Origin of the sequence: Rothia nasimurium (assembly GCF_004569295.1) — a bacterium.
Taxonomy (GTDB): Bacteria; Actinomycetota; Actinomycetes; order Actinomycetales; family Micrococcaceae; genus Rothia; species Rothia nasimurium_B.
Genome location: NZ_SPQC01000010.1, coordinates 1 through 25088 on the forward strand (window position 1 = coordinate 1; position 25088 = coordinate 25088).

Genomic DNA, 25088 nt, shown 5'->3' on the forward strand with positions numbered 1-25088 from the left:
GGACCAGACGTCCTGGGGGCCGGGGTTGAGGGTGGCCAGCAGGTCGTCCATGGCGGCACTTTCGGTGGCGAAGGGGTCCTTACACATGACGGTTAGGTGGGGCTTGTTGTTAAGTTTCAGGTGCACCCAGTCCACGGTGAAGGGCTCGCCGGCGTTGCGGGCGGCACTGATGAAGCGGCCGCGCAGGGAGGCCCGGGTAGCAGGTGGGTGCACGGTGGCATGGGCAATATCATCGTGGCTGATGAGGTTCTTGACCAGGCCCTTGCGGGTCAGCAGGCCAAAGACACCGCGGGTGGGGTCAATATCGTGGTAGGCCAAATCAAGCTGCTGGATTTTGGGGTCGTCGTAGCCGCTAGCCCCGCGGGCGATGTAGGTATCGAGCAGCTTCTTTTTGATGGCCCAGTCGATTTCGATATCGATTAGGGAGGTATCGCCGCTTTCCACCGCGTCCAGGGCCCGACCCCAGAGATCCAGGATGTAGGGCACGTCCTCGTGGTGAGCCCCCTTCTCCTCAATATATCGGGTGGCTGCTGCCTGGTAGTGGCGTTGCAGGGTCAGGGCGTTGGCTTCACGGCCGTCCGCTAGGGGGAAGGTGGCTGTGCCGGTCAGGTCGTGGGAGATGACGCGCAGGGCGGTGGCTGTGTCTTTGATTTCGAAGTTCTCGAGGGGGTAGTAGTCCTCAAGCATACGAAGTACCAGGTCGGTGGCCCCGAGTTTGAGCAGGGTGGTGGCCTGCGACATGTTGGAATCCCCGTTGATGACGTGCATACGACGGTAGAGCGAGGCGTCGGCGTGGGGCTCGTCGCGGGTGTTGATGATAGGGCGGGCCCGGGTGGTGGCTGTTGATGAGCCCTCCCAGATGTAGTCGGCCCGTTGGGAGAAGGAGAAGCTGGGCTGCCCCTCTGGCCCGAGCGGACGTCCGCCCCACTGCGGGGGCCCCGCAGGGTGTACCTTACCCGCCCCCACCACAATCTGGCGGGTAATCAGGAAGGGAATCAGGGAACGGACCAGGCGGGAGAACTCCACCTTGCGCTCTAGCATGTAGTTCTCGTGGGAGCCGAAAGAGTTGCCCGCCGAGTCAACGTTGTTTTTGAAGAGGAAGATCTGCCCCTGGTAGCCCTCTGCTTCGAGGGAATCTTCTGCCTGGTTGACCAGGTCATTGAGCAGGTACTCCCCCGCCTTGTCCTGAATCAGGGCATCGCGGACCGAGGCGGTCTCGGCGGTGGCGTATTCGGGGTGGGATCCCACGTCGAGGTAAAGTCGCCCGCCGTTGGGCAGGAAGACGTTGGAGGAACGCCAGGTGTCTACCACAGGCTTGAAGAGCTTGCGGGCGGCCTCTTCTGGGGCCAGGGGGCCAAGCCCTTTGGGGATGTATCTGATGCCGAACTCGGTTTCGATGCCGAATATTCTGCGTTCCACGGGTCTTCCTTAGGCGTTGGGGCGGGTGCTGGCTGCTTGTGAGGGGCTGGGCCTACTGGCCGCCCTTTTGGACGAAGCCCTTAACGAAGTCTTCGGCGTTTTCTTCGAGCACGCCGTCGATTTCTGCCAGCAGGTCATCGATGTCTGATACTGCCTGCTCGTTCACCTCGGTGTTCTGGTGGGCGATGGCTATCTCTTCTACCTGCTGGGAGGTGGTTGAGGTGGTGTTCTGGCGCTGGATGCGGTCCATGATGTCTCTCTTTCTGTGGGGTATGACGGCTAGCTGTGCTGCTGGCCGGCCAGTAGGGCAAAAAGCTGGTCTGCGTGCTCTAGCCCCAGGTGGGGTTCAACGATTTCGGCGGTAAAGTGCTCGGGGTTATCCATGGTAAGGCGGTGCAGGTCGATGGAAAGCGGGTTGCGTACCGAGAGGGTGTCCCAGTTGGCTCCTACGACCTCATCGGGCCAGGTGGTGATGAGCTTGCCGCGCAAGTAGGCACGGGTGTCGTGCGGCGGCTCGGCCGCAGCCCGGGCAATGTCTTCGGGGCTGAAGATGGTCTTCATGCGGCCCATGGCTACCAGCTTGTGGTACAAGCCCTTGCCGGGGCGGACGTCCGAATACTGCAGGTCGATGGCGGCCAGCTTGGGGTTATCCCAGCCCAGGCCCCGGTCAACGTAGCCCTTCAGTAGGGCGTACTTGGCAACCCAGTCCAGGCGGTCAGCCAGAGACAGGGGGTTATCTGCCAGGGCCTCTAGCACCTCGCCCCAGAGCTGCAGGATTTCGGCGGTTGCCTCATCGGGGTTGGTCTCTAGCGCGATGGCAGCATCGAGGTAGACCCGCTGAATCTGCAGGGCACTCATGCTGCCCCCACCCGCGAGGGGCAGCTGGGCGGTCAGAGTCAGGTCGTGGCTGACCGTGTGCATGGCAGCAACCGGGTCAGCCAGTTTGATGGTAGGGGCGGTCTTGGCCTCGATGAGATTCAGAACCAGGGACATGGTGCCGAACTTGAGTAGGTTGGAGGTGTGCGACAGGTTAGCGTCACCGGTGATCACGTGCAGGCGGCGGTAGCGGTTGCTGTCGGCGTGGGGCTCGTCACGGGTGTTAATCAGCGGTCGGCGGACGGTGGTTTCCAGGCCGACTGTGCGCTCAAAGAAGTCAGCACGCTGGGAAATCTGAAAACCTGCCTGCTCCCCCGCTGTACCCAAGCCCAGCCGTCCTGCCCCCACCATGACCTGGCGGGTGGCAAAGAAGGGTAGCAGGCTAGCTGCCAGGTACTCAAAATCGACGGTGCGGGGCACCAGATAGTTCTCGTGGGAACCGTAGGACTGGCCTTTGCCGTCCGTATTGTTCTTGTAGAGGTTGACCGCGGGCATAGCCGAGCTCTGGCTAGCGGTCACCTTTTCAATGGTGGCTACGGTTTGTGCAGCGATGTGGTCGCCTGCCGCATCCCAGAGGACGGCGTCGCGCGGGTTAGTCACCTCGGGCGAGGAGTACTCGGGGTGGGCATGATCCACGTAGAAACGGGCCCCGTTGGGCAGAATCGAGTTCATGGTGACCGCGTCCCAGTCGATACGCTCAGCAAAATGCCCGGCCTCGCTCAGGGCTTCTGCTGCGATGTCTTCGCTGGTGAGCACGTGGGCGGTATCGGTCAGCTGGGTGGGGTGGGCCTGCTCGCGCGGCATGTCGAAACCGCGAGCATCGGCTAGCGGGGCTTCTGAGCCATACTCCCAGCGGGTTTCAAGGGCCGCTGAGAGTTCCTGCTTGAAAAGGGTGTCGTAGGTGTTGACCACAAAGGCAGAAAGCACCGTGGGGTTGGCGTGGGGCTTTGCCGGGGCATGCACCCCGTACTCGGTCTCGGCCCCCATGATACGGCGAACAGTCATCGTTAGACCCCCGCTCCGGTATCGACGGCACGAGCCGGGGCTGCGTTGAGTACGCGCAGACGAATGTTGAGGGTAGAGAGGACGTCCTCAATTTCGCTGGCCTGGGGCACCTCGACCTGGTCTTCAAATTCTGCGCGCACGGCCTCAAGCAGGTGCTCGGTGCTGATACCCTCAGCGCCGGTAGACAGGTAGGACTTAATCGCCAGCTTCTTAGCCTGATCGACGATATTGCGGATTACGGCGCCCGAAAGGAAGTCGCCCCTGAAGAGCCAACGGCTCACGCCGTTCTCTAAATCAACGCTGATGTAGCGGTTCGCCGGCTCAGCGGAGAAGAGGTGTTCAATGACCGTCTCAATCATGCTGGCAACCGCCTGCTGCTGGGACCCAGCCCGAGCCACTTCATCCTGACTGATGGGCAAATCCTCGGTGAGGTACAGCCCGAAGATTTCGGCAGCGCCGGACCGGTTGGGGCGGTTAATGCGGATTTTCACGTCCAAACGCCCCGGGCGCAGCACGGCCGGGTCAATCATGTCTTCGCGGTTGGTCGCACCAATCACAATGACGTTATCCAGGCTCTCAACCCCGTCAATCTCAGCCAGAAGCTGGGGCACAATGGTGGTTTCTACGTCCGAAGACCGGCCCGAACCGCGGGTGCGGAAGAGCGACTCCATCTCGTCAAAGAAAACTACTACGGGGTGGCCCGCTCGTGCCTTGTCGCGGGCAGCAGAGAAGATATCGCGAATCTGGCGCTCGGTCTCGCCCACATACTTATCCAGCAGCTCCGGGCCCTTGATGTTCAAGAAGTAGCCGGTCTTTTTACCATTCTCAGAGCGCTCCGCAGCCCGCGCAGCCAGAGAGTTAGCCACAGCCTTGGCAATCAGGGTCTTACCGTTACCGGGAGGGCCGTAGAGCAAGATACCCTTGGGCGGGGTCAGGCGGTACTGGCGGTAAATATCGGGGTGCAAGAAAGGTAGCTCAACGGCGTCCCGAATCAGGTCAATCTGGTCGCCCAGACCACCGATATTGTCATAGGTAACATCGGGTACCTCTTCCAGCACCAGCTCCTGGGCATCGGTATGGGGAACCAGGGAGGTCACCATCTGAATACGCGAATCGTAGGTGACGGTATCCCCCACCCGCAGCTCATCCGGGTCCAGGGCACCCGAAATGCGGGCCACAGCCTTTGACTGGTTGGGCAGGTCAACCACCAGGTGATCGTGATCGAGCACCTCCCGCACCGTCACCACATCACCGTAGCCCTCAAACCCCAGCGACACCACGGCCTGGGTCTGCTCGTTGAGCAGGACGGTCATACCCGGCTTCACCTGGACAATCGGCAACAGGGGTGAGCAGGTGATACGTACCAGGCGTCCGCCCAAGAGAACGTCAAGATGCTCCTCAATCTCAGCCGGAGTCTTGCCCTCCGCAAGATTATGGTAGGTCATCGTCGCCCCGTGCACCCCCAGCACCAGGGCAGAGTTCAGCGGAGGAGCCACCTCCTGAGCCAGCGCCATGCGCAGATGCTCAATCTCGTTCTTAGTCTTGGTCAGAGCCGTCACCAGCTTCTGGTTGCGCTCGCCAGCTGCCCGCAACTGCCGATTAAGATTGCGGCGGTTATCGTTAGCGATATTGAGCTGCCGCAGAATACGCTCGTAATCTACCGACGAAACGGTTAAACGTTCACTCATGCTGGGGCACTCCTTTCTGGTGACGACTCACCGGTGAGTCAGAACCCCGCCACCCCAATCATCGGGTGGCGGGGCCGTCATGGGGTTTTAGTTTTCGGAATCCTGGTCAGCCTGCGCTGCCTCAGCCTTCTGGGCGGCAGAGGCGGCCTTTTCAGCCAGGTTCAGGGCATCGCGACCGGCCCGGCGGAGCTTACGGTCAGAGACATTGCGCTCGCCCAGGGCGGCGGGAGTCCAGGCATTCATATCCTCTTCTGAGAAATCGGTCTTTGAGGCACGGCGCTTGGGGGCAAGACGCTCTGCCCCGTCAACTAGGCGGCGGGCGGTAATAAGGAAGCCGGTGTGGGCTACCATGCGGTGGTCGGGGCGCACTGCCAGGCCCTCTACGTGCCAGCCTCGCACCATGGTTTCGTGGGATTCAGGCTCGGTAAAGCGGCCATCTGCGCGCAGGGCCTCAGCCACGCGGGAGAGCTGGGTGACGGTTGCAACGTAGCAGATAATGACGCCGCCGGGCGCCAGGGCGGTGGCTACGGCGTCCAGGCACTCCCAGGGGGCCAGCATGTCGAGGACGGCACGGTCTACGCTACCGGGCTCTTCGACCTCACCCAGGGCTTCTGCCAAATCACCAAGGGTCAGCGACCAGGCGGGGTGCTCCCCACCGAAGAAGGTTTCGATGTTGCCACGGGCGATGTCGGCAAACTCTTCTCGGCGTTCGAAAGAGCGCAGGTGGCCGCCGTCGCCCACGGCCCGCAGAAGGGCGATAGAGAGGGCACCGGAGCCGACGCCAGCTTCAATCACGCGGGCACCGGGGAAGATATCGGCCATGGCCACGATCTGGCCGGCGTCCTTGGGGTAGACCACGGCAGCGCCGCGGGGCATAGAAAGCACGAAGTCCTTGTAGAGCGGGCGCAGGGCCTGGAACTTGAACCCCTCAGAGTTTTCAATCACGGTGCCCTCAACGTTGTCGATGAGCTCGCTGTGCTTAAAGAAACCACGGTGGGAGTGGTATTCCCCGCCTTCAGCCAGGGTAATGGTGGTCATGCGTCCGCGCTCGTCGGTTAGCTGGACGCGCTCTCCCGGGCGGAAGGGGCCACGGCGGTTGACGCTACCGGTGGGGGTGCTCATAAGGTCAGATTTCTCTTTCGTTTTTTGGTCTGGTTTCTTCTATTGTCTCAGAAAAGCGCGGTGGGGTCATTTAGATGAAGACGTGCCAGCGCCCACGGTGGCGAGCACCGCCTGAGTCATGGCCTGGGAGGTTACCAGCCCCACGGGGGTGGCGGCGTCCATCACCACCCAGGTGAGGTTCTGTCCCCGCTGCTCTTCGGGCAGGCGGTAATGGGCAAAGCCGCTGTACTCATCGAGGGTGTCGATGTAACCGGTCTGGATGCCCAGGGTACGGGCTGCAAGGGGCTGGGCGATTGCAGATAGGGGCTGCTGGTCAAGAGAGCCCAGCGAGGCAGCGAGCGTTGTGGGTTCAACAAGGGCAAAGGGGCGCACGGACGCTCCCTGCTGCTCTACCAGGAGCAGGTGGGATACGCCGTCCCAGCGCTGATGGGCGCCACCGATGCTGCTGCGCGGGTCAGCAAGCTGGGCAGGAACCATCAGAGCGGACGCCCGCAGGGGGTGGCGAGGGTCAGAATCCTGCGCGAGTTGTTTGAGGGAGTGGTTAGTACCGCTCCACAGATAAAAAGCCAGGGCAGCGGCCACCAGTAACACCCAGGGGGACCGCCACAGGCCGGTGAAAAACAGGGCGCTAGCTAAGAGGGCAAGGAGCAGAAGACCCGTATAGGCCGTCACCCGGGTTGCCACCGACCGGCGGCCTACCAGGATAAAGACAAGGGCTTCGAGGGTATAACCGCCGTCAAGGGGAAAGGCCGGTATCAGGTTAAAAATGCCGATAGCAAGGTTGACCTGGGCAGCTAAGGCAAAGCCAAAGAAGTCGGCGGACCCCGTCACCAGCCAAATAAGCTGGCACAGGGCCGCTACCGCAAAGTTCATCAGCGGGCCAGCGACCGACACCAGTAGTGAAGTCGCAGCCGAAGTGGTCTGCATCTTGGTCTGCCCGCCCCACATGTTCAGGGAGATGGACGAAATCCGCACTCCCCGTACCCGGCCGACCGCAGCGTGCGCCAGTTCGTGGGCGAAGACTCCCAGCGCCAGGGTACCGGCAACCACACCGGCAGCGAGATAGCCCTGCACATCCGTTAAAGACCTCAGCGACGCCAGGTTCATACCGTAACCCACTACGACCAAAGCCATGAGGGGGAACCAGGAGAGACGCAGATATATTGGCGCCCCCGCGAAAGAACCAATCCGAAGACCTGGATAGGACGTCATACCTTGTACCTCCTGAGCGCTACATCACCGGAGCTGCCGCCCCGGAACTCTTTAGTCTATTGCCTGTAGAGGTTACGGCCTATCAGGGGTAGGATATGGGGGTGATTAATCAGCCCCTCCCCCTCAATGCTCTGAACCATTTCGCAAGCACCTCCACCCTACCGGCTCACACCCCCACCGTGCTCCTGGTCGGTTTCACAGGGTGGAATGACGCCGGTGACGCCGTCATCGACGCCTTCCGCGCGCTGTGGGAGCACTACCCCGTCACACCGGCGCCCGGCTTTGACGTGAGCGGCTGCTACAACTACACCGAAACCCGACCTCTTCTGAGCATCGACGAGGACGGCACCCAGCGCATTACCTGGCCCGATACCGTCTTTACCGAGGCACACACCACCGCCGGCGTCCGCCTGCTCACCCTCTCGGGCCCCGAGCCTTCCATGAACTGGCAGGCCTACATCGAGCGTTTTAAAGACCTGGTGCAGCGGGAGCAGGTTGACCTGGTTGTTTTCTGTGGGGCCCTGCTCGATGAGGTCCCCCATACTCGCCCCCTGCCGCTGAGCGTTACCAGCTATACCAGCAGCGTCCTCGCCTTAGAGGGCGTAGAAGCCAATACCTACCAGGGCCCAACCGGTCTGCTCGGCGTGCTGGCTTTCGAAGCCGGGCAGGCTCGCATACCGGCGCTCTCCCTCTGGGTGTCGGTTCCCCACTACCTGCCTGAGCCGCCCCACCCCAAGGCAACTTTCACCCTGCTCTCTGCCCTCGAAGTGATTCTGGGCTTCCCTATGCCCCTAGAGCGCAGTGCGGACGACATCGCCAGCTGGAACCACCAGGCCGACGCCCTAATCGAGGACGAGCCCGAGCTGGCCAGCTACGTACGAACCCTAGAATCAATAGCTGAGGCCAACGACGATATCGCTGACCTCAGCCAAATAGATATTGCGGCCCAGTTCGAGAAATTTCTCAAGGACCAGGACGACAACTAGGCAGCAGGCACCAAATCAACGCCCAGACGGGCCATGAGCAGGTCGGCTACCAGCTGACCGCCTGCACCACCGTTCTCAAGGGTAGAGAGGGCCCACTGGTCAAGAGCGACCAGGGCGGCGGGGGTATTGAGATCGTCGGCAAGATGCTGGCGGACGGTCTCAAACAGGGAAAGGGCGGCCTCATCGGCCTGCCCCTCGGCAGCTGCCGCAGCCGAACGGTAGAGGTCCAGACGCCCCTGGGCCTTGGTCAGCAGATCTTCCTGCCAGAACCAGTCGGTGCGGTAGTGGTTATCCATAATTGCCAGGCGGATAACGGCAGCTTCTACACCGGCAGCCCGCAGCTTCGACACCAGCACCAGGTTACCCAGGGACTTGCTCATCTTTTCCCCGTCAAGGCCCACCATGCCGGTGTGCATGTAGTGGCGGGCCATAGGCTCACCGTTCAGGGCAAAGGAATGGCTCGAACCCAGATCGTGGTGCGGGAAAATCAGGTCAGAGCCACCGCCCTGAACAGAGAAGGGTGCGCCCAGGAACCCACTCGAAATCACGCTGCACTCGATATGCCAGCCAGGGCGGCCGCGTCCTAGCTCTCCTGCCTCCCAGGCAGGCTCCCCCGCCCGCTCAACGCGCCACAGCAGGGGGTCAAGGGCGTTACGCTTACCGGGGCGCTCAGGGTCGCCTCCGCGCTCACCAAAAATGGTCAGCATCTCTTCCAGGCTGTAGTGGGCCACCTGGCCCAGCGACCAACCACCTTCGCGACCTTCACCCAGTTTCTGGGCGGCCTCAATATCGAAGTAGATATCACCGTCGGGCTGGGTAACACCCTGCTCGTCGGTGAAACCGGGCACGCGGTAGGCCACCCCCTCGTGCAGCAGTTTCTGCACGGCAGCCGCCACAGAGGGCACCGAATCGACAACGCTCACATAGTGGTCGGGGGCAATGACGTTCAGGGCCACCATATCGGTGCGGAACAGCTCGGTCTGTTCCTCAGCCAGCTGCCGCCAGTCAACGCCGGTCGCTTCGGCGCGTTCAAGCAGGGGGTCATCAACGTCGGTGACGTTCTGTACGAAAGTTACCTCTACCCCGGCATCGCGCCAGGCCCGGTTCAGCACGTCAAAAGCAACATAGGTAGAAGCGTGCCCCAGGTGGGTCGCGTCGTAGGGGGTAATACCGCAGACGTACAGCCCGGCGCGGCTCTCACGCTCGAGGGTCTGCCTGCCTCCGGCCGCAGTATCAAAGACGGTGGGAAGGGGCGCCTGCCCCGGGAGTGACGGAATGGTGGGCTGGTCCCAAGCTCGCATGAAAACCTCACGATAGTTGATGTGCGCCTACCCCGAATAGTCTCGGGCAGCGCTTTTTCTCTTCCTAAAACAATACCCGCCCGGAAAAGTATTTCCGGGCGGGTAAAAAGTGAGACAGGTCTACGCGGCGAGGACGCCGGTGCCCAGCAGGATGTACAGGGCAAGACCCAGGGCGATACGGTACCAGACGAAGATGCTGTAGCTCTTGTTGGAAACGTACTTGAGGAACCAGCCAATGATTAGGTAGCCGACCACGAAAGCAACCAGGGTTGCGACCATGGTGGAACCGAAGCCGTAGTAGCCGGTGAAGCCCTCAGAGAGGCTGCCTGCCAGCTTGTAGAGACCCGATGCGAAAACCGCGGGGATTGCCAGCAGGAAGGAGTAACGGGCGGCAGCCTCACGGGTGTAGCCCATGAGCAGACCGGCCATGATGGTACCGCCGGAGCGTGAAACACCGGGAACCAGAGCCAGTGCCTGGGCGAAGCCGTACAGAATACCGTGCTTGACGGTGAGGTCTTTCAGCTCGCGCTGTTCGCGACCGATACGGTCTGCGATACCCAGGAAGATTGCGAACACAATCAGCATGGTTGCGGTAATCCAGAGGCTGCGGAAGGTTGAATCGATGTAGTTCTCTAGCAGGATGCCCAGAATACCAATCGGCAGGGAGCCGATGATGATGAACCAGCCCATGCGGGCGTCCGGATCCTTCTTATCAACCTTGCCCACCAAAGAACCGAACCAGTTCTTGATGACGCGAACGATGTCCTTCCAGAAGAAGACCAAAACAGCCGCTTCAGTACCCAGCTGGGTAATAGCGGTAAAAGCCGCACCGGGGTCCTCGTCATTCGGCAAGAACTGACCCACGATACGAATATGACCCGATGACGAGATCGGCAAAAACTCAGTTAGACCCTGGACGAGACCCAGGATGATTGCTTGTATCCATTCCACAGCAGAAAACTCTACGCGAGTCAAAGAAAAAGCACAGCACCGCTCGCGGTGCTGTGCTTGGAATAACAGGTTGAACCTAGGTAACCGGTCTACTTCTGCTCTTCATCGAGGTAGTACTCCACCTCGTCATCATCTTCGTCGTCTTCTTCATCGAAGTCGTAGTCAAAGTCATCGTCGTCGTCTTCATCTTCGATGAAAACTTCGAGCGGGGTGACCTCTTCGTAGGCGTCGAACAGGGCTTCTTCGTAGCGTTCAAAGGCGTTTGCGATGGCTACGTAGGTGTTGTCGACGGCGGCGTCGTGTTCACCGCGGCTATTGATAATAGCGTTGAGGTGCTCTTCGAGGGCGGCGGTCAGGTGAGCCAGTTCGGCACGAGGGTTATTACTCATAACAGTAGACGTTACTCCCTTTCTCAGTGGGTGGGAAATACCGTGCGGTGAAAATTTGGTGAATCACACATAAGAGTGCCGCCCCGCTCGGGTGGGAGCGGGGCGGCACTGTCTATAGGGCTAGGCTTCGGATGCGCTAGTGGCTTATCCGGTTTTAGAAGCCCAGGGTTACCAGTGAGGAGTTGATGGCGTTGGCTGAGGCGCGCAGACGCTCGATTTCCTCGTCGGTCATGGGGACATCGAGTACGCGCTTGACGCCGTCACGTGAGACAACGGAGGGCAGTGAGAGAGCGGCTTCACCCTCGATGCCGTAGCGGCCGCGTACCTGGGTTGCGACGTTGAGTACGGCGTCCTGGCCGTGCAGGACAGCTTCGGCGATGCGGGTAGCTGAGATACCGATGGCGTAGTTGGTGGAACCCTTACCTTCGATGACCTTGTAGGCTGCACGCATGGCTTCTTCTGCCAGTTCTTCCTTGACCTCTTCGGTGAAGACCTTTTCGCCGTCTTCGTTGGTCCACTCGTCAAGGGGAACCATACCGATGTTGGCTGCTGACCAGACGGGGAATTCTGAGTCGCCGTGCTCACCAACGATGTTGGCGTGAACTGACTTGATGGAGACGCCAGCCTTTTCAGCGATCAGCCAGCGCAGGCGGGATGAGTCGAGCACGGTACCGGATGCGAAGCAGCGCTCGGTGGGCAGGCCGGTAATTTTCTGAGCAACAACGGCGAGGACGTCGCAGGGGTTGGTGACAATCATGAGGATAGCATTGGGTGCGACCTCCATGACCTTGGGAAGCATGGACTTGAAAATGTTGACGTTTGCTTCTGCCAGTTCGAGGCGGGGCTGGCCGGGCTTCTGGCGGGCGCCTGCGGTAACGATGATGAGGTCTGAGTCGCGCAGGATTTCTACGTCACCGCTGCCTGAAACTTCAACTTCGTGGGCAAACATGGTGCCGTGGGCGATGTCGAGGCCTTCTGCCTCGGCGCGCTCACCGGCGATGTCGTAGATAACGATTTCATCAGCTGCGCCGCGCAGGGTTGCTGCGTAGGCGGTTGCTGAACCAACACCACCTGCGCCGATAACGCCGAGCTTGGTGTTCTTCTTTTCGAGAGCCATGGGAGGTTCCTTTCAGCAGATGCTGTGGGGTTGTTTTGTGTTCGCTACATCTCAAGTATGCCAGAAAAAATGCGCTTTTATGTGGGTTTATCTGCTTTTCATTTGGGGTTTTACCGACCTTTACTCAGAAAAGCCCACAAAACCAAATATGTGCAGGATGACCCTTTGTGAAAGGTCACACCCGGTCTTACATAGATAATTTCAAGCCACCCTGCCCACTGTGGCACACAAGACGCTTCCAGAAGGAAGTATTTTTGCAGAACTGCACTTAAGCTTGTTAAGTTCGCGAACCCAAGACTACGCAACCGCCCGCCACAAGCGTCCGCGCACCGTAGACCAAGCAAAACCGCGCGAACCCACAATTCACTCCAGACCTAAAGGTTCGTCATGTCTACAGCACCAGCTACACCAGAGCAGACAACCGCCCAAGACCAACCCCTCATAACCCATCGGCAAATCATGCTGGTCATCGTCGGTCTTATGGCGGGCATGTTCCTCTCATCCCTCGATCAAACCATCGTCTCTACAGCCATCAGGACGATCGGTGATGACCTCCACGGCCTAGAACAGCAGGCCTGGGTCACCACCGCCTACATGATCACCTCCACGATCACCACCCCCATCTACGGCAAGCTCTCCGACCTCTTCGGCCGCCGCCCCCTCTACCTCTTTGGTATCGTCGTCTTCATTCTGGGTTCGCTTCTTTCCAGCTTCTCCACTTCGATGATCATGCTGGCCGCCTTCCGCGCCTTCCAGGGCATCGGTGCGGGCGCCCTGATGTCTCTGCCTATGGCGATTATGGGCGATATGCTGGCTCCCCGTGAGCGCGCCAAGTACCAGGGCTACTTCTTGGCTGTCTTTGGCATCTCCTCCGTGCTCGGCCCCCTCACCGGTGGCCTCTTTGCCGGTAGCGACGAAATTCTATGGATTACCGGCTGGCGCTGGGTCTTCCTCATCAACGTCCCCATCGGCATCATTGCCCTGGCCATGGTCTGGAAGTTCCTGCACCTACCCCGCATCACCGATGCTGCCCTCAAGCCCCGCGTTGACTGGTGGGGCGCAACCAGCGTTGTTGTAGCCCTGGTCCCCCTCCTGCTCGTCGCTGAACAGGGTCGCGAATGGGGCTGGACCTCCGCAGCGTCCATCACCTGCTTCGTCATCTCCGCCCTGGGTCTAGCAGCCTTCCTCATCATCGAATCCAAGATGGGCCAGGATGCCATTCTCCCGCTGGCCCTCTTCCGCTCCGGCGCCTTCTCCATGTCGTCCATTCTGGGCTTCCTGGTTGGCTTCGGCATGTTCGGCGCCATGATGACCATCCCCCTCTACCTGCAGATTGTCACCGGGCTAACCCCACCGAATCGGGCTTCGCAACCCTACCCATGATGGCCGGTATTATGACCGCCTCCATCGTGTCGGGTCGCATGGTCGCTAGCACCGGTAAGTACCGCATCTTCCCCATTCTGGGCACCGCCCTTATGGTAGTTGCCTACTACTACCTGACCTTCATGACAGCGGACCGCCCCCTCTGGTTCCTCATGCTGGGCATGTTCATCATGGGTCTTGGCCTGGGTCAGCTCATGCAATCCCTGACCCTGGCAGCCCAGAATGCTGTTGCCCCCCTCCTACATGGGCGTGGCGTCCTCCGCCGCCACCTTCTTCCGTCAGATCGGTGGCACCATGGGTACCGCCGTCCTGCTGTCGATTCTCTTCTCAGCTATGCCCGGCAACATCATGAAAGCCATGGGCAACGAGGACGACCTGCGTTCGGGTCTTGACGCCGCGCTGACTCCCGCTGTGGCCTCTGCTCCTGAGAACCAGGGCATCATGGAGCAGATGTGGAATCAGATTGTGGAGCCCGCCCAGAGCTCTATCGCCGCTCAGCTCTCAGCTGCCTCTGATCAGGCTCGCACCGCCGCCGACGATGCGGTCTACCAGCAGGTTTCTGCTGCGGTTCAGGCTCAGGTTGACGCTGGCGCCCTACCTGCCGACCAGGCCCAGACCTTCATTGATGCCCAGGTAGCTGAATCCACCCCGGCCGCTGAAGAGGCTGCACTGGCATCTACCGCCGAGCAGGCTCACGCATCGGTTCAGGACGGCACCCTGGTCGTTGACTGGTCTGATAAAGCCCAGCGCTCCTACTGGGTTGATCAGCTTACCCCCACCCTGGCAGAGCAGATTTCTTCCACCTCCACCGATGGTGAAGAATCAGGCGTTTCAACCTCTGATACCTCTTACCTCACTGGTGCGGACGCCCGCCTCACCCGCCCCTTCATGGTTGGCTTCAACGCTTCAACCCTGTCGGTCTACTGGGTCGGTTTCTTTGCCACTGTTCTGGCCCTTGTTCTGGCTCTCTTCTTCAAGACTCCCCCGCTGCGTGCAGCTTCGGGTCTGCAGGAAAACGCTCAGGGCAACAAGCAGGCTGAAGACGCAGCTGAGCCTCATGCCGAGGTAGCTGAGCGCGATGTGCTCGAGGTTCAGACCGTCTACACCGGCAGTATCCCCGTGGTGGAGGCTGTTCCCGAGACCGAAAAGGCTCAGGTTTCGGTTGAGGTTGCAGAGCAGAAGCCTGCTGTTTCTTCTGAATCTCAAGCTGAGGTTTCATCTTCTACCGCGGAGGCAGCTCCCGCTGCTCCCGCACGCCAGGCTTCCCTAGCGTCTGGCAAGAAGCCGCGGGCTGGCGTCCTTGCCGCTGTTGCCGCAGGAACCCTGGCTCTAGGTGCCGCCCTGTTTAGCTGGCTGCGCCGCCGCTCCCGCTAAGCGCTCCCGATAGCAAAAGGCCGGGGCCTGCCACCGACGAGTTCGGTGGCAGGCCCCGGCCTTTCTTTCATGTTCTGACTAAACGGGATTTGCTGAACGAGGCGCCCCAATTCCGGGATCAATCTTGACCGGGCCGTCCTTACCCGGGCGCACCTCAAAATCAAAAATTTCGGTGGGGATATAGACGGTGGCACAGGAGTTAGGAATATCAACAACGCCAGAGAAACGCCCCTCGATAGGTGCCGCACCGAGCAAGAGATAGGCCTGGCGAGTAACCAAACTGGGTTAGATAGTAGAAGATGCGGGATCCCTTAGTAAGGTTTTTGATGTCCTGGTTACCGCCGTTTTCACGAGGGGGCGCAGTACGTGCGGCTTCTGCGGCGACCCGCCTGATACTGTTCTTCGCTCAAAGAGCCAAGAAGAGCTCCATCCGGTTCAGGTGGTAGGGCAAGCGGTGGTACACGTAGTGGGTCAGTAGCAATCAAATCCCCTTCGCGCTTATTCCACACCGGTGTAACCCCAGCCCTGACCGGCTAGTGGGCCTTCTTCCTGAGAGATTGGGCCGAGTCGTCGTTTTTGATAAACCCGTCGAACCATTCCCGGCAATCTGCGCGGAAAGAGGTTCCCGGTTTGACGGTTGCTACCGGCGGAATTTCTGGGTGCCAGCGGTTATGTCCCAGTTTTTCTTGCTAGTCAAAGGGTTTGCTGGAATCGAGGGGAAAGAGATTAAGCCGCCCTTGCGGGGTATTGAGGCGAGATAGTCCCGCACCCGACATGAGTTTAGGCCATTACCCTACTTATAGGTGATGCTTAACACAAAAATAGGCCCAGCTGACCCAAGCCGTCAAGAGGTCTGCTGTAAATCTCTGGTGACTACCGTGTTACGTTCCGCAAAAGCTCGTGAAGAAGCGGGACTCGGCAGGAGCGCCTTCCAGGTAGTCCAGACCGGCACGGCGCTCAAAGGGGTTACTGACGGCTTCCAGCAGCTCCTCAAGCGGCTGCTGGTTTCCGCGCTCCACCTGCCGCAGGGCAGCGTCGAGGGCTAAATTTCTGGGGATATAGACCGGGTTATGTGCCAGCATGAGTTCCATGGCCCGTTCAGGGGTAGTACCTGTAGTACTCTTCAGTTCTTCCCGCCGAGCCAACCAGCCTTGCCGGTCTTCATCCGGCAGCAGGCAGGTTCCTTCAGCCAAAGACCTAAAGAACCCTGTAAAATCCAGCGCGTGGCGCTCCAGTAGCCCCAGGGTTGCCTGCCCGAACCTGCCCACCTGGGCGCGGACGTCCTCACCTACCCCATCCAGCTCAAGCCCCAGCTTGACAGCAAAGGCCGCTATTTGCTGCTCTATCACTTCATCTTCGAACTCCGAGATCACTTCGGTGGCTAGGTGGATTGCCCGGTTCGGACCTTCAGGGTCGATGATATCGAGCAGGGTTTCGGCAAAACGGGAAAGGTTCCAGGCGGTGATACCGGGCTGGTGGTTGTAGGCGTAGCGACCCTGGCGGTCGATAGAACTAAAAACCTTGCCGCGCTCAAAAGCATCAATGAAAGCACAGGGGCCAAAATCGATAGCCTGGCCGGAAATAGTCACGTTATCGGTGTTGAGCACCCCGTGTACAAATCCCAGCGCCTGCCAGCTAGCTACCAGGTGAGCTTGCCGCTGCGCCACAGCCCTAAGCAGGGCAAGGGCCCGCTCACTGCGATTTTCTCCCGGGGTGAAGTCGGGGAAATGACGGACCAGGGCATAATCAACCAGCTGCCCCCGCACCTCAGGGTCGCAGTGGCACTGGGCAAACTGGAAGGTACCTACCCGCAGGTGGCTTGCTGCAACACGCAAGACCAGCCCCGCCGGCTCCGGTTCAGGTGCGCGGCGCCGCACCTTCTCGCCGGTCTCAAACACAGCCAGGGCTCTGGTGGTCGGCAGACCGAGCGCATGCAGAGACTCCCCGATGACAGCCTCGCGCCAGGCCGCCGACAGTGGAGCCTTGCCGTCCGAACCGGGGCGTGAGAAGGGCGTACGACCACTGCCTTTCAGGTGCAGATCACAGTGGGCAGCACTACCACCTTCTTCTTGCGCGGGGATAGCCAGTTCGCCAATGAGGTGGGCCCGACCGTCGCCCAGCACCGGCGAGAGCTGCCCGAACTGGTAACCCGAGTAGGCCAGGGCGACCGTGGGGGCCTCTCCCCTGCCCGTCATCCAGGCTAGACCGGCGTCAGTGCGCAACCAGGTCGGGTCCAGCCCAAGGTCGCGGGAAAGATTCTCGTTGAGCCAGGCCAGGCGGGTACCCTGCGGGATGTCCGGCTGAACATGGCAGGCGAGATTAGGGAAGGTCTTACTGTAGGTATGGTCAAGGAGCGGGGCGGACGCACGGAGTTCAGTAGGCTGCATAGGGCTAGTTTATCGCCCGGTCGAAGGCTAGAGAGGCTGGTCTGGAGGCAGGGAGCTGCCACCGATTTCAAAATTTTTTAAGGGTGCCAGCCGAAAATAATTAGTTTAACTGATGAGTAAAGTTGATAATCTACCAGGGCATAAAAATTCCGCCAGAGCCTGATTCCAGCGACAGGGCCTAAGTCAACAAAAAACCGGCCCCTGTTGACAGGAGCCGGTTTTTTCTGTGTCCCACATGGGATTTTCTTGTGCGCGAGGGGGGACTTGAACCCCCACCCTCTAATACGAGGACTAGCACCTCAAGCTAGCGCGTCTGCCTATTCCGCCACCCGCGCAAGGTGTCTTGCACTTCTTCAACTGAAGCCGTGCTGGGAACGAGTTATTACTATACACAAGGTTTAGCGAACGTGCAAAATCCACCTTCCACTACCCCGCCAACGCTCCCCAACTCGACCTTGTACATACAGGGGCTTACTATAGTGATGTGAATAACGAAAATTTGACTCAAGAAGAGGCCGCTCTGCGCGCCCGTACTATCAGCGTTGATACCTACGATGTGCATGTTGATCTCACCCATGCCAGCTCTGACTTCGAAACCTACCCGGTAGCCACCACCGTCCGGTTTACGGCGACCGAGGGTGCTAGCACCTTTATTGACTACATTCATCAGTCGGTGGAGTCTGTGAAGCTCAACGGGGTTTCGCTGCCTGTAGATGAAGTAGTGGAAGGTTCCCGTATTACCCTGCCGGGTTTGCAGGCGGAGAATACTCTCACTATCAAGGGGCGGTCGTACTTTAGCCGTTCTGGTGAGGGTCTGCACCGCTATATTGACCCGGCCGATGGCAAGGTTTATCTCTATACGCAGTATGAGCCGGCAGATTGTCGTCGGGTTTTCCCAAATTTTGAGCAGCCTGATTTGAAGGCTGTGTTCAACTTCCGTATTACGGCCCCTAAGAGCTGGGTGGTGAGCTCGAATGCTGAACTGGACCGCGAAATTGATGACCCGTCAGATTCATCGATTTCTAAGCGTGTTTTCAAGCCGACTGCCCGTATTTCTACCTATATCACCGCTATTGTGGCGGGCGAGTACTTTACCGCTTTCGATACCTATACGCCGGCGTCCGCTGTTAATTCCGGGCCTATCCCCCTGCTTGCCTACTGCCGCCAGTCCCTCAAAGAGCATTTTGACTACCAGAACATCTTTACCGTGACCAAGCAGGGCCTGGACTTCTTCCAAGACCTCTTTGACCACCCCTACCCCTATCCCAAGTACGAGCAGGCTTTTGTTCCCGAGTACAACCTGGGGGCAATGGAGAACCCCGGCCTGGTGACGTTTACCGAGGGGTATATTTTTATCTCCGGTGCTGATGAGTCTCAGCTTGAGGGCCGGGCTAATGTGATTTGCCACGAGATGAGCCATATGTGGTTTGGTGACCTGGTTACCATGAAGTGGTGGAATGATCTGTGGCTCAAGGAGTCTTTTGCAGACTTTATGGGGCATCTGGGCGCTGCTGAGGCCAATGGCTATAAGGACGCCTGGGTCACCTTTGCGAATTCCCGTAAGGCTTGGGCTTACCGTCAGGATCAGCTGCCGACTACTCACCCGATTGTTGCGGATATCCCCCACCTTGAAGCTGCCCGTCAGAACTTTGACGGTATTACCTACGCCAAGGGTGCGAGCGCCCTGAAGCAGTTGGTTGCTTATGTTGGGTTTGATCAGTTTATTGAGGCTGCGCGGGTTTACTTTAAGCGGTTTGAGTGGGGTAATACGACTCTTGATGATTTCTTGGGTGTGCTCGATGAGGTCTCTGATCGTGATGTTCGTACCTGGGCTGAGGCATGGTTGCAGACGAGTGGTTTGTCTGAGCTGTCGTGTGAGCGTGTGACTGGTGCTGATGGTTCTGTGCAGTTGGTGGTGCGTCAGCAGTTGCCTGTGGGTGTTCCCGCTGAGTTGGGGCGTCCGCATCTGTTGAAGATTGCCCTGTTCGCGTCTGAGGGCGGGCGTCTGGTGCCTACGGGTGTGGTGTCGGCTGATATTCCTGTGGGTCAGAATGAGGTGTTGGTTGGGTTGACTGAGCAGGAGCAGGCTCTTGTGGCTGCTGCTGATGTGGTTTTACTCAATGCTGAAGATTTGACCTATGCGAAGGTTGCCCTGGCTGAGGCTGATGGGCTTGAGTTTGCTTTGAGTCAGGTGTCGTCGGTGGAGGATGCTCTGTCGCGGGGTCTGCTGTGGGGTAGCTTGTGGAATATGGTGCGTGATGGCAAGCTTGCTAGCCGCCGGTTTGTGCTGGCTGTGGGGCAGGCTGCCGGTGCTGAGCCGTCCGCTACCTTACTGTCGAATATTGTGGATCAGGCGCAGGCTGCGATTTCTTTGTATACCCCGGCGGGTGCTCGTGGTGAGCTGTGGGATGCCCTGTATGCTGCACTGTCTGAGGCTCTTGCTGGCGCGAAGGGGGGTAGCGATGAGCAGCTGATTCTGGTGCGTGCGCTACTGTCTGTGTCGGCGCATTCGCAGCTGGGTCTTGAGTTCGCTCAGGATGTGGCGCGGGGTGCGAGCGGGCAGGTTGAGGGCTTTATTTCTGATGCTCCTGGTATGAGCTATAACCAGACTCTGGGTTGGAAGGCGCTGGGGGCGCTTGCGGTTCAGGACGCGGTGACCCGGCAGGAGCTGAATGAGGCGCGATCTTTCCGTCCTTCTGCCACGGCTGAGCGTGGCTATGCTTTTGCGACCGCTGCTCTGCCGGTGGCGGCTGCGAAGCAGGCCGCCTGGAACCTGGTGACTGAAGATATGAGCCTTTCGAATGAGTTGCTGTCGGCGACCGCTGCTGGTTTCCAGCATGGCCCGGAGGAGCTGCGCATCGGTTACCGGGATGCTTTCTTTGAGCTTCTTGCCCCTACCTGGGCTGCCCGTACCGGCGGTATGGCTACCCGCGTTATTCGCGGCCTCTACCCTGCGGTAGAGCTGGCAGAGGGCACTGCGGGAACCCACCCGGTCGTCCGCGCCACCGAGCGCTGGCTAGCCGAGCATGCGGACGCCCCCACCGCCCTGGTGCGACTGGTGCGGGAGCTGCTCGATGATGCCGTCCGTATCCTCACCGCTCAGGCCTATAACGCATCTGGCGCCGAAGAGGGGGCAGGTAACTAGGTCTTTACCTGGGAATCTACGCAGAAAGCCGGTTTTGGGGCGCAGCATTGCAAACCAAAACCGGCTTTTTCGTGAGAAGCTATAGAGAGTAACTTTTTGGGATAAGGAGCCTACTGTGACCGACTACGTACTGGGCGATCGCGGCACCGTGCAGGTCATCACCGATGACTACTACGATGCAGAAATTCTTCAGGTTTTTGAAGAACTCTTGATTGACCGCGAACGGGTCTGGAACGGTGAGGTTCGCCTTGTACCAGAACCCGATAACCCCTACCAGCCCCAGGCTATTGCGGTCTACGCTGACGACCTCAAGCTGGGGCGCCTTTCCCCCGAGGACTCCGCTGCCTATTGGGGCCCGATTACCCGCGTTGTGGCCTCGGGCTACGATGCGGTGACTCGCATGCAGCTCTCTGCTGTTCTGCGCGGGGTCACCGGTGAAACCCACATCGAAAGCAGCGGCCAGCTCTCCCTGAGCGCTCCCGGTTCCCTCTTCCCCCTCAATAACGTCCCCACCCAGGCAACCCTGTTGCCCCAGGGGGCTTCCATGAAGGTGCTCGATGAGAAGGACCATTCCGAGTACCTGCACTCCATTCTGCCTCCCTCCGGTGAGGGCCGGGTGATTCTCTCCCTGGAGAACAACCAGATTAAGCACGCGGACGGGCGCGTGGTTGACTCGGTCGATGTCCTGCACGACCGCAAGGTAGTGGGCCGCCTCTCCACCCAAATCTCCGAACAACTAGCCCCCGTCATCCGCTACGCCTATGAGCACGATAAGCTCACCAGCGTCTGGGGCACCATCCGCGGCAACTCCTTTGAGCTGTCCCTGACGGTGCAGGCCGTCCGCCCCTCTGAAATTCCTGCCGAATGGTACCAGGAGCTCCCCAATTACCTGCCCGAGCTTCTACCGGCTGCACCCTCCTACGAGGTACCCCCCGCCTACGTGCCGACCGAGGGTGAATCGACCCGCAGCAACGCCCCCAAGAAGAAGCGCTCACTTATGCCCAGCCGTCCGGCCGCAAGCGAGCCCACTACCGTTGAAGCCAACGGCGCAGAGGTCGCAGAGCCCACCGCCGCACATTCCCTGGGCCTACAGCGCATCTCTGTTCTCCTTGGGCTTGTCGGCGGGCTTATCCTGGTCACAGGCCTGGTTCTTGTCTTCTTCAAGCCCCTGCTCGGCGTCCTCGGTATCGTACTGGGAGCCTCCATTGCCTTCCTCACCCTCTTCTTTGGGCGTGACAACAGCTACGCCGAAGAAGAAGTATCGGCAGACCCGCTCGAACACTAGCATCACCCTCAAAGGAAAATATAAGGGGAGCCCCACCACAAACTGGTGGGGCTCCCCTTATATCCTCTGGCGAGGGGCTACCTGGGCTTAGTCAGAACCGTAGGTAGCAATGTAGTTAGGCATGGTATCGGTCTGCAGGGCATATGACAGGGCGCTGGTTGCAGCAGCATCGAGGACCACGATGGACTGGCCGTCCCAGGACCAGCCGGTACCGGCATTCGGCAGGGTCATGGACACCAGCTGGGTGTTACCGTTAGCCAGAACAGGCTGGGCAATACCCACGATGGCTGAAGGGGATAGACCCGAATCAACACTCATGTAAGGTGAAACAGACTCAATGACCTGCAGCAGCTTGCTAGCAGACGACAGGGCGCCATCAGCTTTCAGTTCGTTGTAGACACCGCGCAGGAAGGCACGCTGGTTACGGACGCGCTGGTAGTCACCGTCTGAGAAAGCATAGCGTTCACGAACGAAGACCAATGCCTCACCGCCAGACATTGTCTGGGGGCCAGCAGTAAAGGAGTAGCCAGGTACAGAAGCAGTGAAGGACAGGGGAACATCAACGGTGATTCCACCCAGAGTATCAACCAGAGCCTTAAAGCCCTGGAAGTCAATTTCAGCAACGTGATCCATCTGAATACCAAGGAGTTGCTCAATGGTAGCAACCTGCAGGTCAACACCACCGTAGTTCAGACCGGCATTAACCTTAGCGGAACCGTAACCGGGGATATTGACCCAGGTATCACGCATCACTGAAATCAGGTAGGCAGCTGAGCCGTCCTCAGGGATATGGAGCACCATGATGGTATCGGCACGGGCACCGGTCACCACCTGGGCTTCGGCACCGGAGCGCTGGTCAGAGCCCAGCAGCAGAATATCGGTGGAGGCGGTGTTGACCGGACGGTCGGTGACAGCGCCACCGGCTACAGCATCCAAAATGCCGTCGCCGTTAGCATCGCCCTCAGAGACGTTGCTTTCTAAGGTAGCGCCCGACTCATTGGTAATCGTTGCGTTAGCTGCCTGATCAACCAGGGCCTGCAGCTCGTCATTATGGGGGGTTGTGACGGTGCCGTCCTCATTGGGCATGGCGTTATCAAAGGTCTCGGACTTATTCCAGGCCTTATTGATCATAAACAGGTAGCCGCCCACAGCGATAACCGGAATCAGCAACAGAATGAGCAGGGTAATCCAGAGGGCTTTTTTGCTTTTCTTCTTTTTAGGTTCTTCGTGAGCCTCGACGGACACGGTACCTCCCTAACTAATCTCAAAAGGGGCGCACCCACCCGGCAAAAGGGTGCGGTACGCAGAGTGAACCGAACCCAATTCTACGCAGTGAACCTACAAAAACACCCCGTAACACGTGATAAATCACGGTCACGGGGTGTGATATTAAGCCTGAATAGACTGGCTGTAAACTTAGGCCTTCTTGCCGAAGTTTGCAAAGCGAGCGTTGAAGCGCTCAACACGACCAGCGGCGTCCATGATGCGCTGCTTGCCGGTGTAGAAGGGGTGTGAAGCTGATGAGATTTCAACTTCTACGAGGGGGTACTCGTTGCCGTCTTCCCACTTTTCGGTCTTCTGAGAAGTCATGGTTGACTTGGTCAGGAAGGTCTCGCCTGATGCGAGGTCGCGGAAGAGAACGTAGTTGTATTCAGGGTGGATGCCAGCCTGCATGATATTTACCTTCTTCGTGCCCTGGATTTTGCCAGTGCATATCTTGTTGCTACCGGGGCGGGTGCCTACCGGTGGTTGCGGTTTACAACCGAGGAACTACTCTACCATCTTTGGGCGGGTTTCCCAGAAGGCAACGGCTGAGGCGGCCGCTACATTGAGGGAATCGACCCCGTGGCTCATGGGAATCATGACGGTGTGCTGGGTGGCTGCCAGGGTGGATGTGGCCAGCCCGTGCCCCTCGGTGCCCAAAATCAGGGCTAGCTTCTCGTCTTTGCGGTCTGCCAGTTCGGTCAGACTCAAAGAATCTTCTTCCAGGGCGAGCGCAGCGGTGGTGAAGCCCGCTGTGTGTAGGGTGTCGAGGGCGCCGGGCCAGGAGTCCAGTCGGGCCCAGGGTACCTGGAAGACGGTTCCCATAGAGACGCGGATTGAGCGCCGGTAGAGCGGGTCGGCGCAGCGCGGGGTTACCAGCACCAGGTCGACGTCGAGGGCAGCTGCCGAGCGGAAGATGGCACCCACGTTGGTGTGGTCCACGATATCTTCTAGGATCGCAACGCGCCGCACCCCCTCAAGCAGGGTCTGCAAGGGGGCGGGTTCAGGCCTGGCCATGGAGGCTAGGGCCCCGCGGTGTAGGGCGAAGCCGGTAACTTGCTCCAGCTCGTCCTCACTGCCCACATAGGCGGGCACCTCAGGGTGCTCCTGCAGTACGTCAATGAGGTCGTCGGCCCATTTTTCGCTCATGAGAAAGGAGAGAGGCCGGTGCCCGGCGGCGAGCGCCCGCCGGATTACCTTGGAGGACTCTGCAATGTAGATTCCCCATTCGGGTTCTTTGATAGAGCGTAGCTTGACGTCGGTGAGGTGGGTGTAGAAACGGGTGGCCTCGCTCGGGGCTGTGCTGAGCGGACGCGTGTTGGGCAGGGCGGTGACGCGGGCTGAGCGTTCTGCCAGCTGCTCGGGAGTGAGTTGTTTGGGTTTCATGCTCGTAAGCTAGCGGGCGAAGGCTGAGTAGCGGCCGGACTCGTGAACGGTCAGGTCGAGGTCGAGGCCGTAGGTGGCTGAGACGTTGGCCTGGGTGAGGGTTTCTTCGATGGGGCCTGCTGCTACGATTTCACCTTCGCGCAGGAGCAGGGCGTGGGTGAAGCCTGCGGGAATTTCTTCGAGGTGGTGGGTGACCAGGATGGTGGCGGGGGCGTAGGGGTCTAGGGCCAGGTGGGTGAGGCGCTTGACCAGGTCTTCGCGGCCTGCGATGTCCATACCGGCGCCGGGTTCATCGAGAATCAGCATTTCGGGGTCGGTCATAAGAGCGCGGGCGATGAGCACGCGCTTCTTTTCGCCCTCAGACAGGGTGCCGAAGGGGTGGTCAGCTAGGTGGGCTACCCCCCAATCGTCGAGGAGGGCCTTGCCCTGGTTGTCGTCGAAGGAGTCATATTCTTCGTTCCAGCGGCCTGCTACGCCGTAGGCTGCGGTGATGACGACATCGAGCACGGTTTCGTTGCCGGGAATTTGGGCGGCCATGGGGGCTGATGAGAGGCCGATGCGGGGGCGTAGTTCAAAAACGTCGACGGCGCCGAGGATTTCGTCGAGGATGTCGACTTCGCCGCGGGTGGGGTGCAGGCGGGCTGCTGCGATAGAGAGCAGGGTGGTTTTGCCCGCGCCGTTGGGGCCAAGGACGACCCAGCGTTCGCCTTCTTCGACAGACCAGGTGATGTTGTGGATGAGGTTCTTACCGCTTCGTGAGACAGTAACCTTATTAAGTTCAAGAACTGATGCCATGGTT

The 25088-nt window shown here is 59.5% G+C and carries 20 protein-coding genes, 1 tRNA gene and 1 pseudogene; 5 read left to right on the forward strand and 17 right to left on the reverse strand.

The window, feature by feature from the left end; all coding sequences use genetic code 11:
• The 6 genes from pafA to E4U03_RS03895 form a co-directional block, all read right to left on the reverse strand.
• The coding region (gene pafA, locus E4U03_RS03870; protein ID WP_135011680.1) for a Pup--protein ligase at positions 1-1419 on the reverse strand (1419 nt) is incomplete at its 3' end.
• Positions 1420-1471: 52 nt separating this feature from the next.
• Positions 1472-1669, reverse strand: a complete 198-nt coding sequence (locus tag E4U03_RS03875; protein WP_135011681.1) for a ubiquitin-like protein Pup — start codon at positions 1667-1669, stop codon at positions 1472-1474.
• A 29-nt stretch (positions 1670-1698) separates the two neighbouring features.
• Positions 1699-3300 (reverse strand): depupylase/deamidase Dop, encoded by a 1602-nt coding sequence (gene dop / locus E4U03_RS03880; RefSeq protein WP_135011682.1) that lies wholly within the window; start codon positions 3298-3300, stop codon positions 1699-1701.
• 2 nt (positions 3301-3302) lie between these two features.
• Positions 3303-4988 (reverse strand): proteasome ATPase, encoded by a 1686-nt coding sequence (arc, locus tag E4U03_RS03885; protein ID WP_135011683.1) that lies wholly within the window; start codon positions 4986-4988, stop codon positions 3303-3305.
• Between the two features lie 87 nt (positions 4989-5075).
• Entirely contained in the window at positions 5076-6110 is a 1035-nt protein-coding gene (locus E4U03_RS03890; protein ID WP_135011684.1) for a tRNA (adenine-N1)-methyltransferase, read from the reverse strand.
• Positions 6111-6176: 66 nt separating this feature from the next.
• On the reverse strand, positions 6177-7322 hold the full coding sequence (locus tag E4U03_RS03895; RefSeq protein ID WP_135011685.1) for a site-2 protease family protein: 1146 nt from the start codon (positions 7320-7322) through the stop codon (positions 6177-6179).
• Positions 7323-7423: 101 nt separating this feature from the next.
• Here E4U03_RS03895 and E4U03_RS03900 point away from each other — a divergent pair, with 101 nt between their 5' ends.
• Complete coding sequence (locus E4U03_RS03900) at positions 7424-8308, forward strand: PAC2 family protein (RefSeq protein ID WP_167752272.1); 885 nt, start codon at positions 7424-7426, stop codon at positions 8306-8308.
• Here E4U03_RS03900 and mshC read toward each other — a convergent pair.
• From mshC to E4U03_RS03920, 4 genes are all read right to left on the reverse strand, one after another.
• Positions 8305-9609, reverse strand: coding sequence for a cysteine--1-D-myo-inosityl 2-amino-2-deoxy-alpha-D-glucopyranoside ligase (gene mshC / locus E4U03_RS03905; protein ID WP_135011687.1), 1305 nt, complete (start codon positions 9607-9609; stop codon positions 8305-8307). The two genes, E4U03_RS03900 and mshC, sit on opposite strands and share 4 nt — an antisense overlap.
• A 120-nt stretch (positions 9610-9729) precedes the next feature.
• Positions 9730-10560: an undecaprenyl-diphosphate phosphatase gene (locus E4U03_RS03910; protein WP_135011688.1), complete on the reverse strand. Its 831-nt coding sequence runs from the start codon at positions 10558-10560 to the stop codon at positions 9730-9732.
• An 89-nt stretch (positions 10561-10649) separates the two neighbouring features.
• Positions 10650-10949, reverse strand: coding sequence for a hypothetical protein (locus E4U03_RS03915; RefSeq protein ID WP_135011689.1), 300 nt, complete (start codon positions 10947-10949; stop codon positions 10650-10652).
• Positions 10950-11103: 154 nt separating this feature from the next.
• Positions 11104-12066, reverse strand: coding sequence for an L-lactate dehydrogenase (locus E4U03_RS03920; protein ID WP_135011690.1), 963 nt, complete (start codon positions 12064-12066; stop codon positions 11104-11106).
• 387 nt (positions 12067-12453) lie between these two features.
• Here E4U03_RS03920 and E4U03_RS13630 point away from each other — a divergent pair, with 387 nt between their 5' ends.
• The gene (locus tag E4U03_RS13630; RefSeq protein ID WP_322785913.1) at positions 12454-13449 is read left to right on the forward strand and encodes an MFS transporter; all 996 of its coding nucleotides are present in this window, start codon (positions 12454-12456) and stop codon (positions 13447-13449) included.
• 222 nt (positions 13450-13671) lie between these two features.
• Positions 13672-14823 (forward strand): hypothetical protein, encoded by a 1152-nt coding sequence (locus tag E4U03_RS13635; protein ID WP_322785914.1) that lies wholly within the window; start codon positions 13672-13674, stop codon positions 14821-14823.
• 78 nt (positions 14824-14901) lie between these two features.
• Here E4U03_RS13635 and E4U03_RS03930 read toward each other — a convergent pair.
• The 3 genes and pseudogenes from E4U03_RS03930 to E4U03_RS03940 form a co-directional block, all read right to left on the reverse strand.
• Positions 14902-15503, reverse strand: a pseudogene (locus tag E4U03_RS03930) (acetamidase/formamidase family protein).
• Positions 15504-15704: 201 nt separating this feature from the next.
• Positions 15705-17210, reverse strand: a complete 1506-nt coding sequence (locus tag E4U03_RS03935; protein ID WP_135011691.1) for a protein adenylyltransferase SelO family protein — start codon at positions 17208-17210, stop codon at positions 15705-15707.
• 249 nt (positions 17211-17459) lie between these two features.
• Positions 17460-17545: transfer RNA gene (locus E4U03_RS03940), tRNA-Leu, on the reverse strand.
• 149 nt (positions 17546-17694) lie between these two features.
• Here E4U03_RS03940 and pepN point away from each other — a divergent pair.
• Together pepN and E4U03_RS03950 are read left to right on the forward strand one after the other, a co-directional pair.
• Complete coding sequence (pepN, locus tag E4U03_RS03945; protein WP_135011692.1) at positions 17695-20355, forward strand: aminopeptidase N; 2661 nt, start codon at positions 17695-17697, stop codon at positions 20353-20355.
• Between the two features lie 115 nt (positions 20356-20470).
• Entirely contained in the window at positions 20471-21640 is a 1170-nt protein-coding gene (locus tag E4U03_RS03950) for a hypothetical protein (protein WP_135011693.1), read from the forward strand.
• Between the two features lie 87 nt (positions 21641-21727).
• Here the strand turns inward: E4U03_RS03950 and E4U03_RS03955 are convergent, their stop codons facing one another.
• From E4U03_RS03955 to E4U03_RS03970, 4 genes are all read right to left on the reverse strand, one after another.
• Positions 21728-22885, reverse strand: coding sequence for an LCP family protein (locus E4U03_RS03955; protein WP_135011694.1), 1158 nt, complete (start codon positions 22883-22885; stop codon positions 21728-21730).
• Between the two features lie 171 nt (positions 22886-23056).
• Positions 23057-23314, reverse strand: coding sequence for a type B 50S ribosomal protein L31 (locus E4U03_RS03960; RefSeq protein WP_083091002.1), 258 nt, complete (start codon positions 23312-23314; stop codon positions 23057-23059).
• A gap of 96 nt (positions 23315-23410) precedes the next feature.
• Complete coding sequence (locus E4U03_RS03965; RefSeq protein ID WP_135011695.1) at positions 23411-24289, reverse strand: TrmH family RNA methyltransferase; 879 nt, start codon at positions 24287-24289, stop codon at positions 23411-23413.
• A 9-nt stretch (positions 24290-24298) separates the two neighbouring features.
• On the reverse strand, positions 24299-25084 hold the full coding sequence (locus E4U03_RS03970; RefSeq protein WP_135011696.1) for an ABC transporter ATP-binding protein: 786 nt from the start codon (positions 25082-25084) through the stop codon (positions 24299-24301).
• Positions 25085-25088: the final 4 nt, after the last annotated feature.

Bases quoted from the DNA above. Each gene is read 5' to 3' on its own strand.
- E4U03_RS03875 (WP_135011681.1), bottom strand. From the start codon at position 1,669: ATGGACCGCATCCAGCGCCAGAACACCACCTCAACCACCTCCCAGCAG.
- dop (WP_135011682.1), bottom strand. From the start codon at position 3,300: ATGACTGTTCGCCGTATCATGGGGGCCGAGACCGAGTACGGGGTGCAT.
- arc (WP_135011683.1), bottom strand. From the start codon at position 4,988: ATGAGTGAACGTTTAACCGTTTCGTCGGTAGATTACGAGCGTATTCTG.
- E4U03_RS03890 (WP_135011684.1), bottom strand. From the start codon at position 6,110: ATGAGCACCCCCACCGGTAGCGTCAACCGCCGTGGCCCCTTCCGCCCG.
- E4U03_RS03895 (WP_135011685.1), bottom strand. From the start codon at position 7,322: ATGACGTCCTATCCAGGTCTTCGGATTGGTTCTTTCGCGGGGGCGCCA.
- mshC (WP_135011687.1), bottom strand. From the start codon at position 9,609: ATGCGAGCTTGGGACCAGCCCACCATTCCGTCACTCCCGGGGCAGGCG.
- E4U03_RS03915 (WP_135011689.1), bottom strand. From the start codon at position 10,949: ATGAGTAATAACCCTCGTGCCGAACTGGCTCACCTGACCGCCGCCCTC.
- E4U03_RS03920 (WP_135011690.1), bottom strand. From the start codon at position 12,066: ATGGCTCTCGAAAAGAAGAACACCAAGCTCGGCGTTATCGGCGCAGGT.
- E4U03_RS13630 (WP_322785913.1), top strand. From the start codon at position 12,454: ATGTCTACAGCACCAGCTACACCAGAGCAGACAACCGCCCAAGACCAA.
- E4U03_RS13635 (WP_322785914.1), top strand. From the start codon at position 13,672: ATGCTGTTGCCCCCCTCCTACATGGGCGTGGCGTCCTCCGCCGCCACC.
- E4U03_RS03935 (WP_135011691.1), bottom strand. From the start codon at position 17,210: ATGCAGCCTACTGAACTCCGTGCGTCCGCCCCGCTCCTTGACCATACC.
- E4U03_RS03960 (WP_083091002.1), bottom strand. From the start codon at position 23,314: ATGCAGGCTGGCATCCACCCTGAATACAACTACGTTCTCTTCCGCGAC.
- E4U03_RS03965 (WP_135011695.1), bottom strand. From the start codon at position 24,289: ATGAAACCCAAACAACTCACTCCCGAGCAGCTGGCAGAACGCTCAGCC.
- E4U03_RS03970 (WP_135011696.1), bottom strand. From the start codon at position 25,084: ATGGCATCAGTTCTTGAACTTAATAAGGTTACTGTCTCACGAAGCGGT.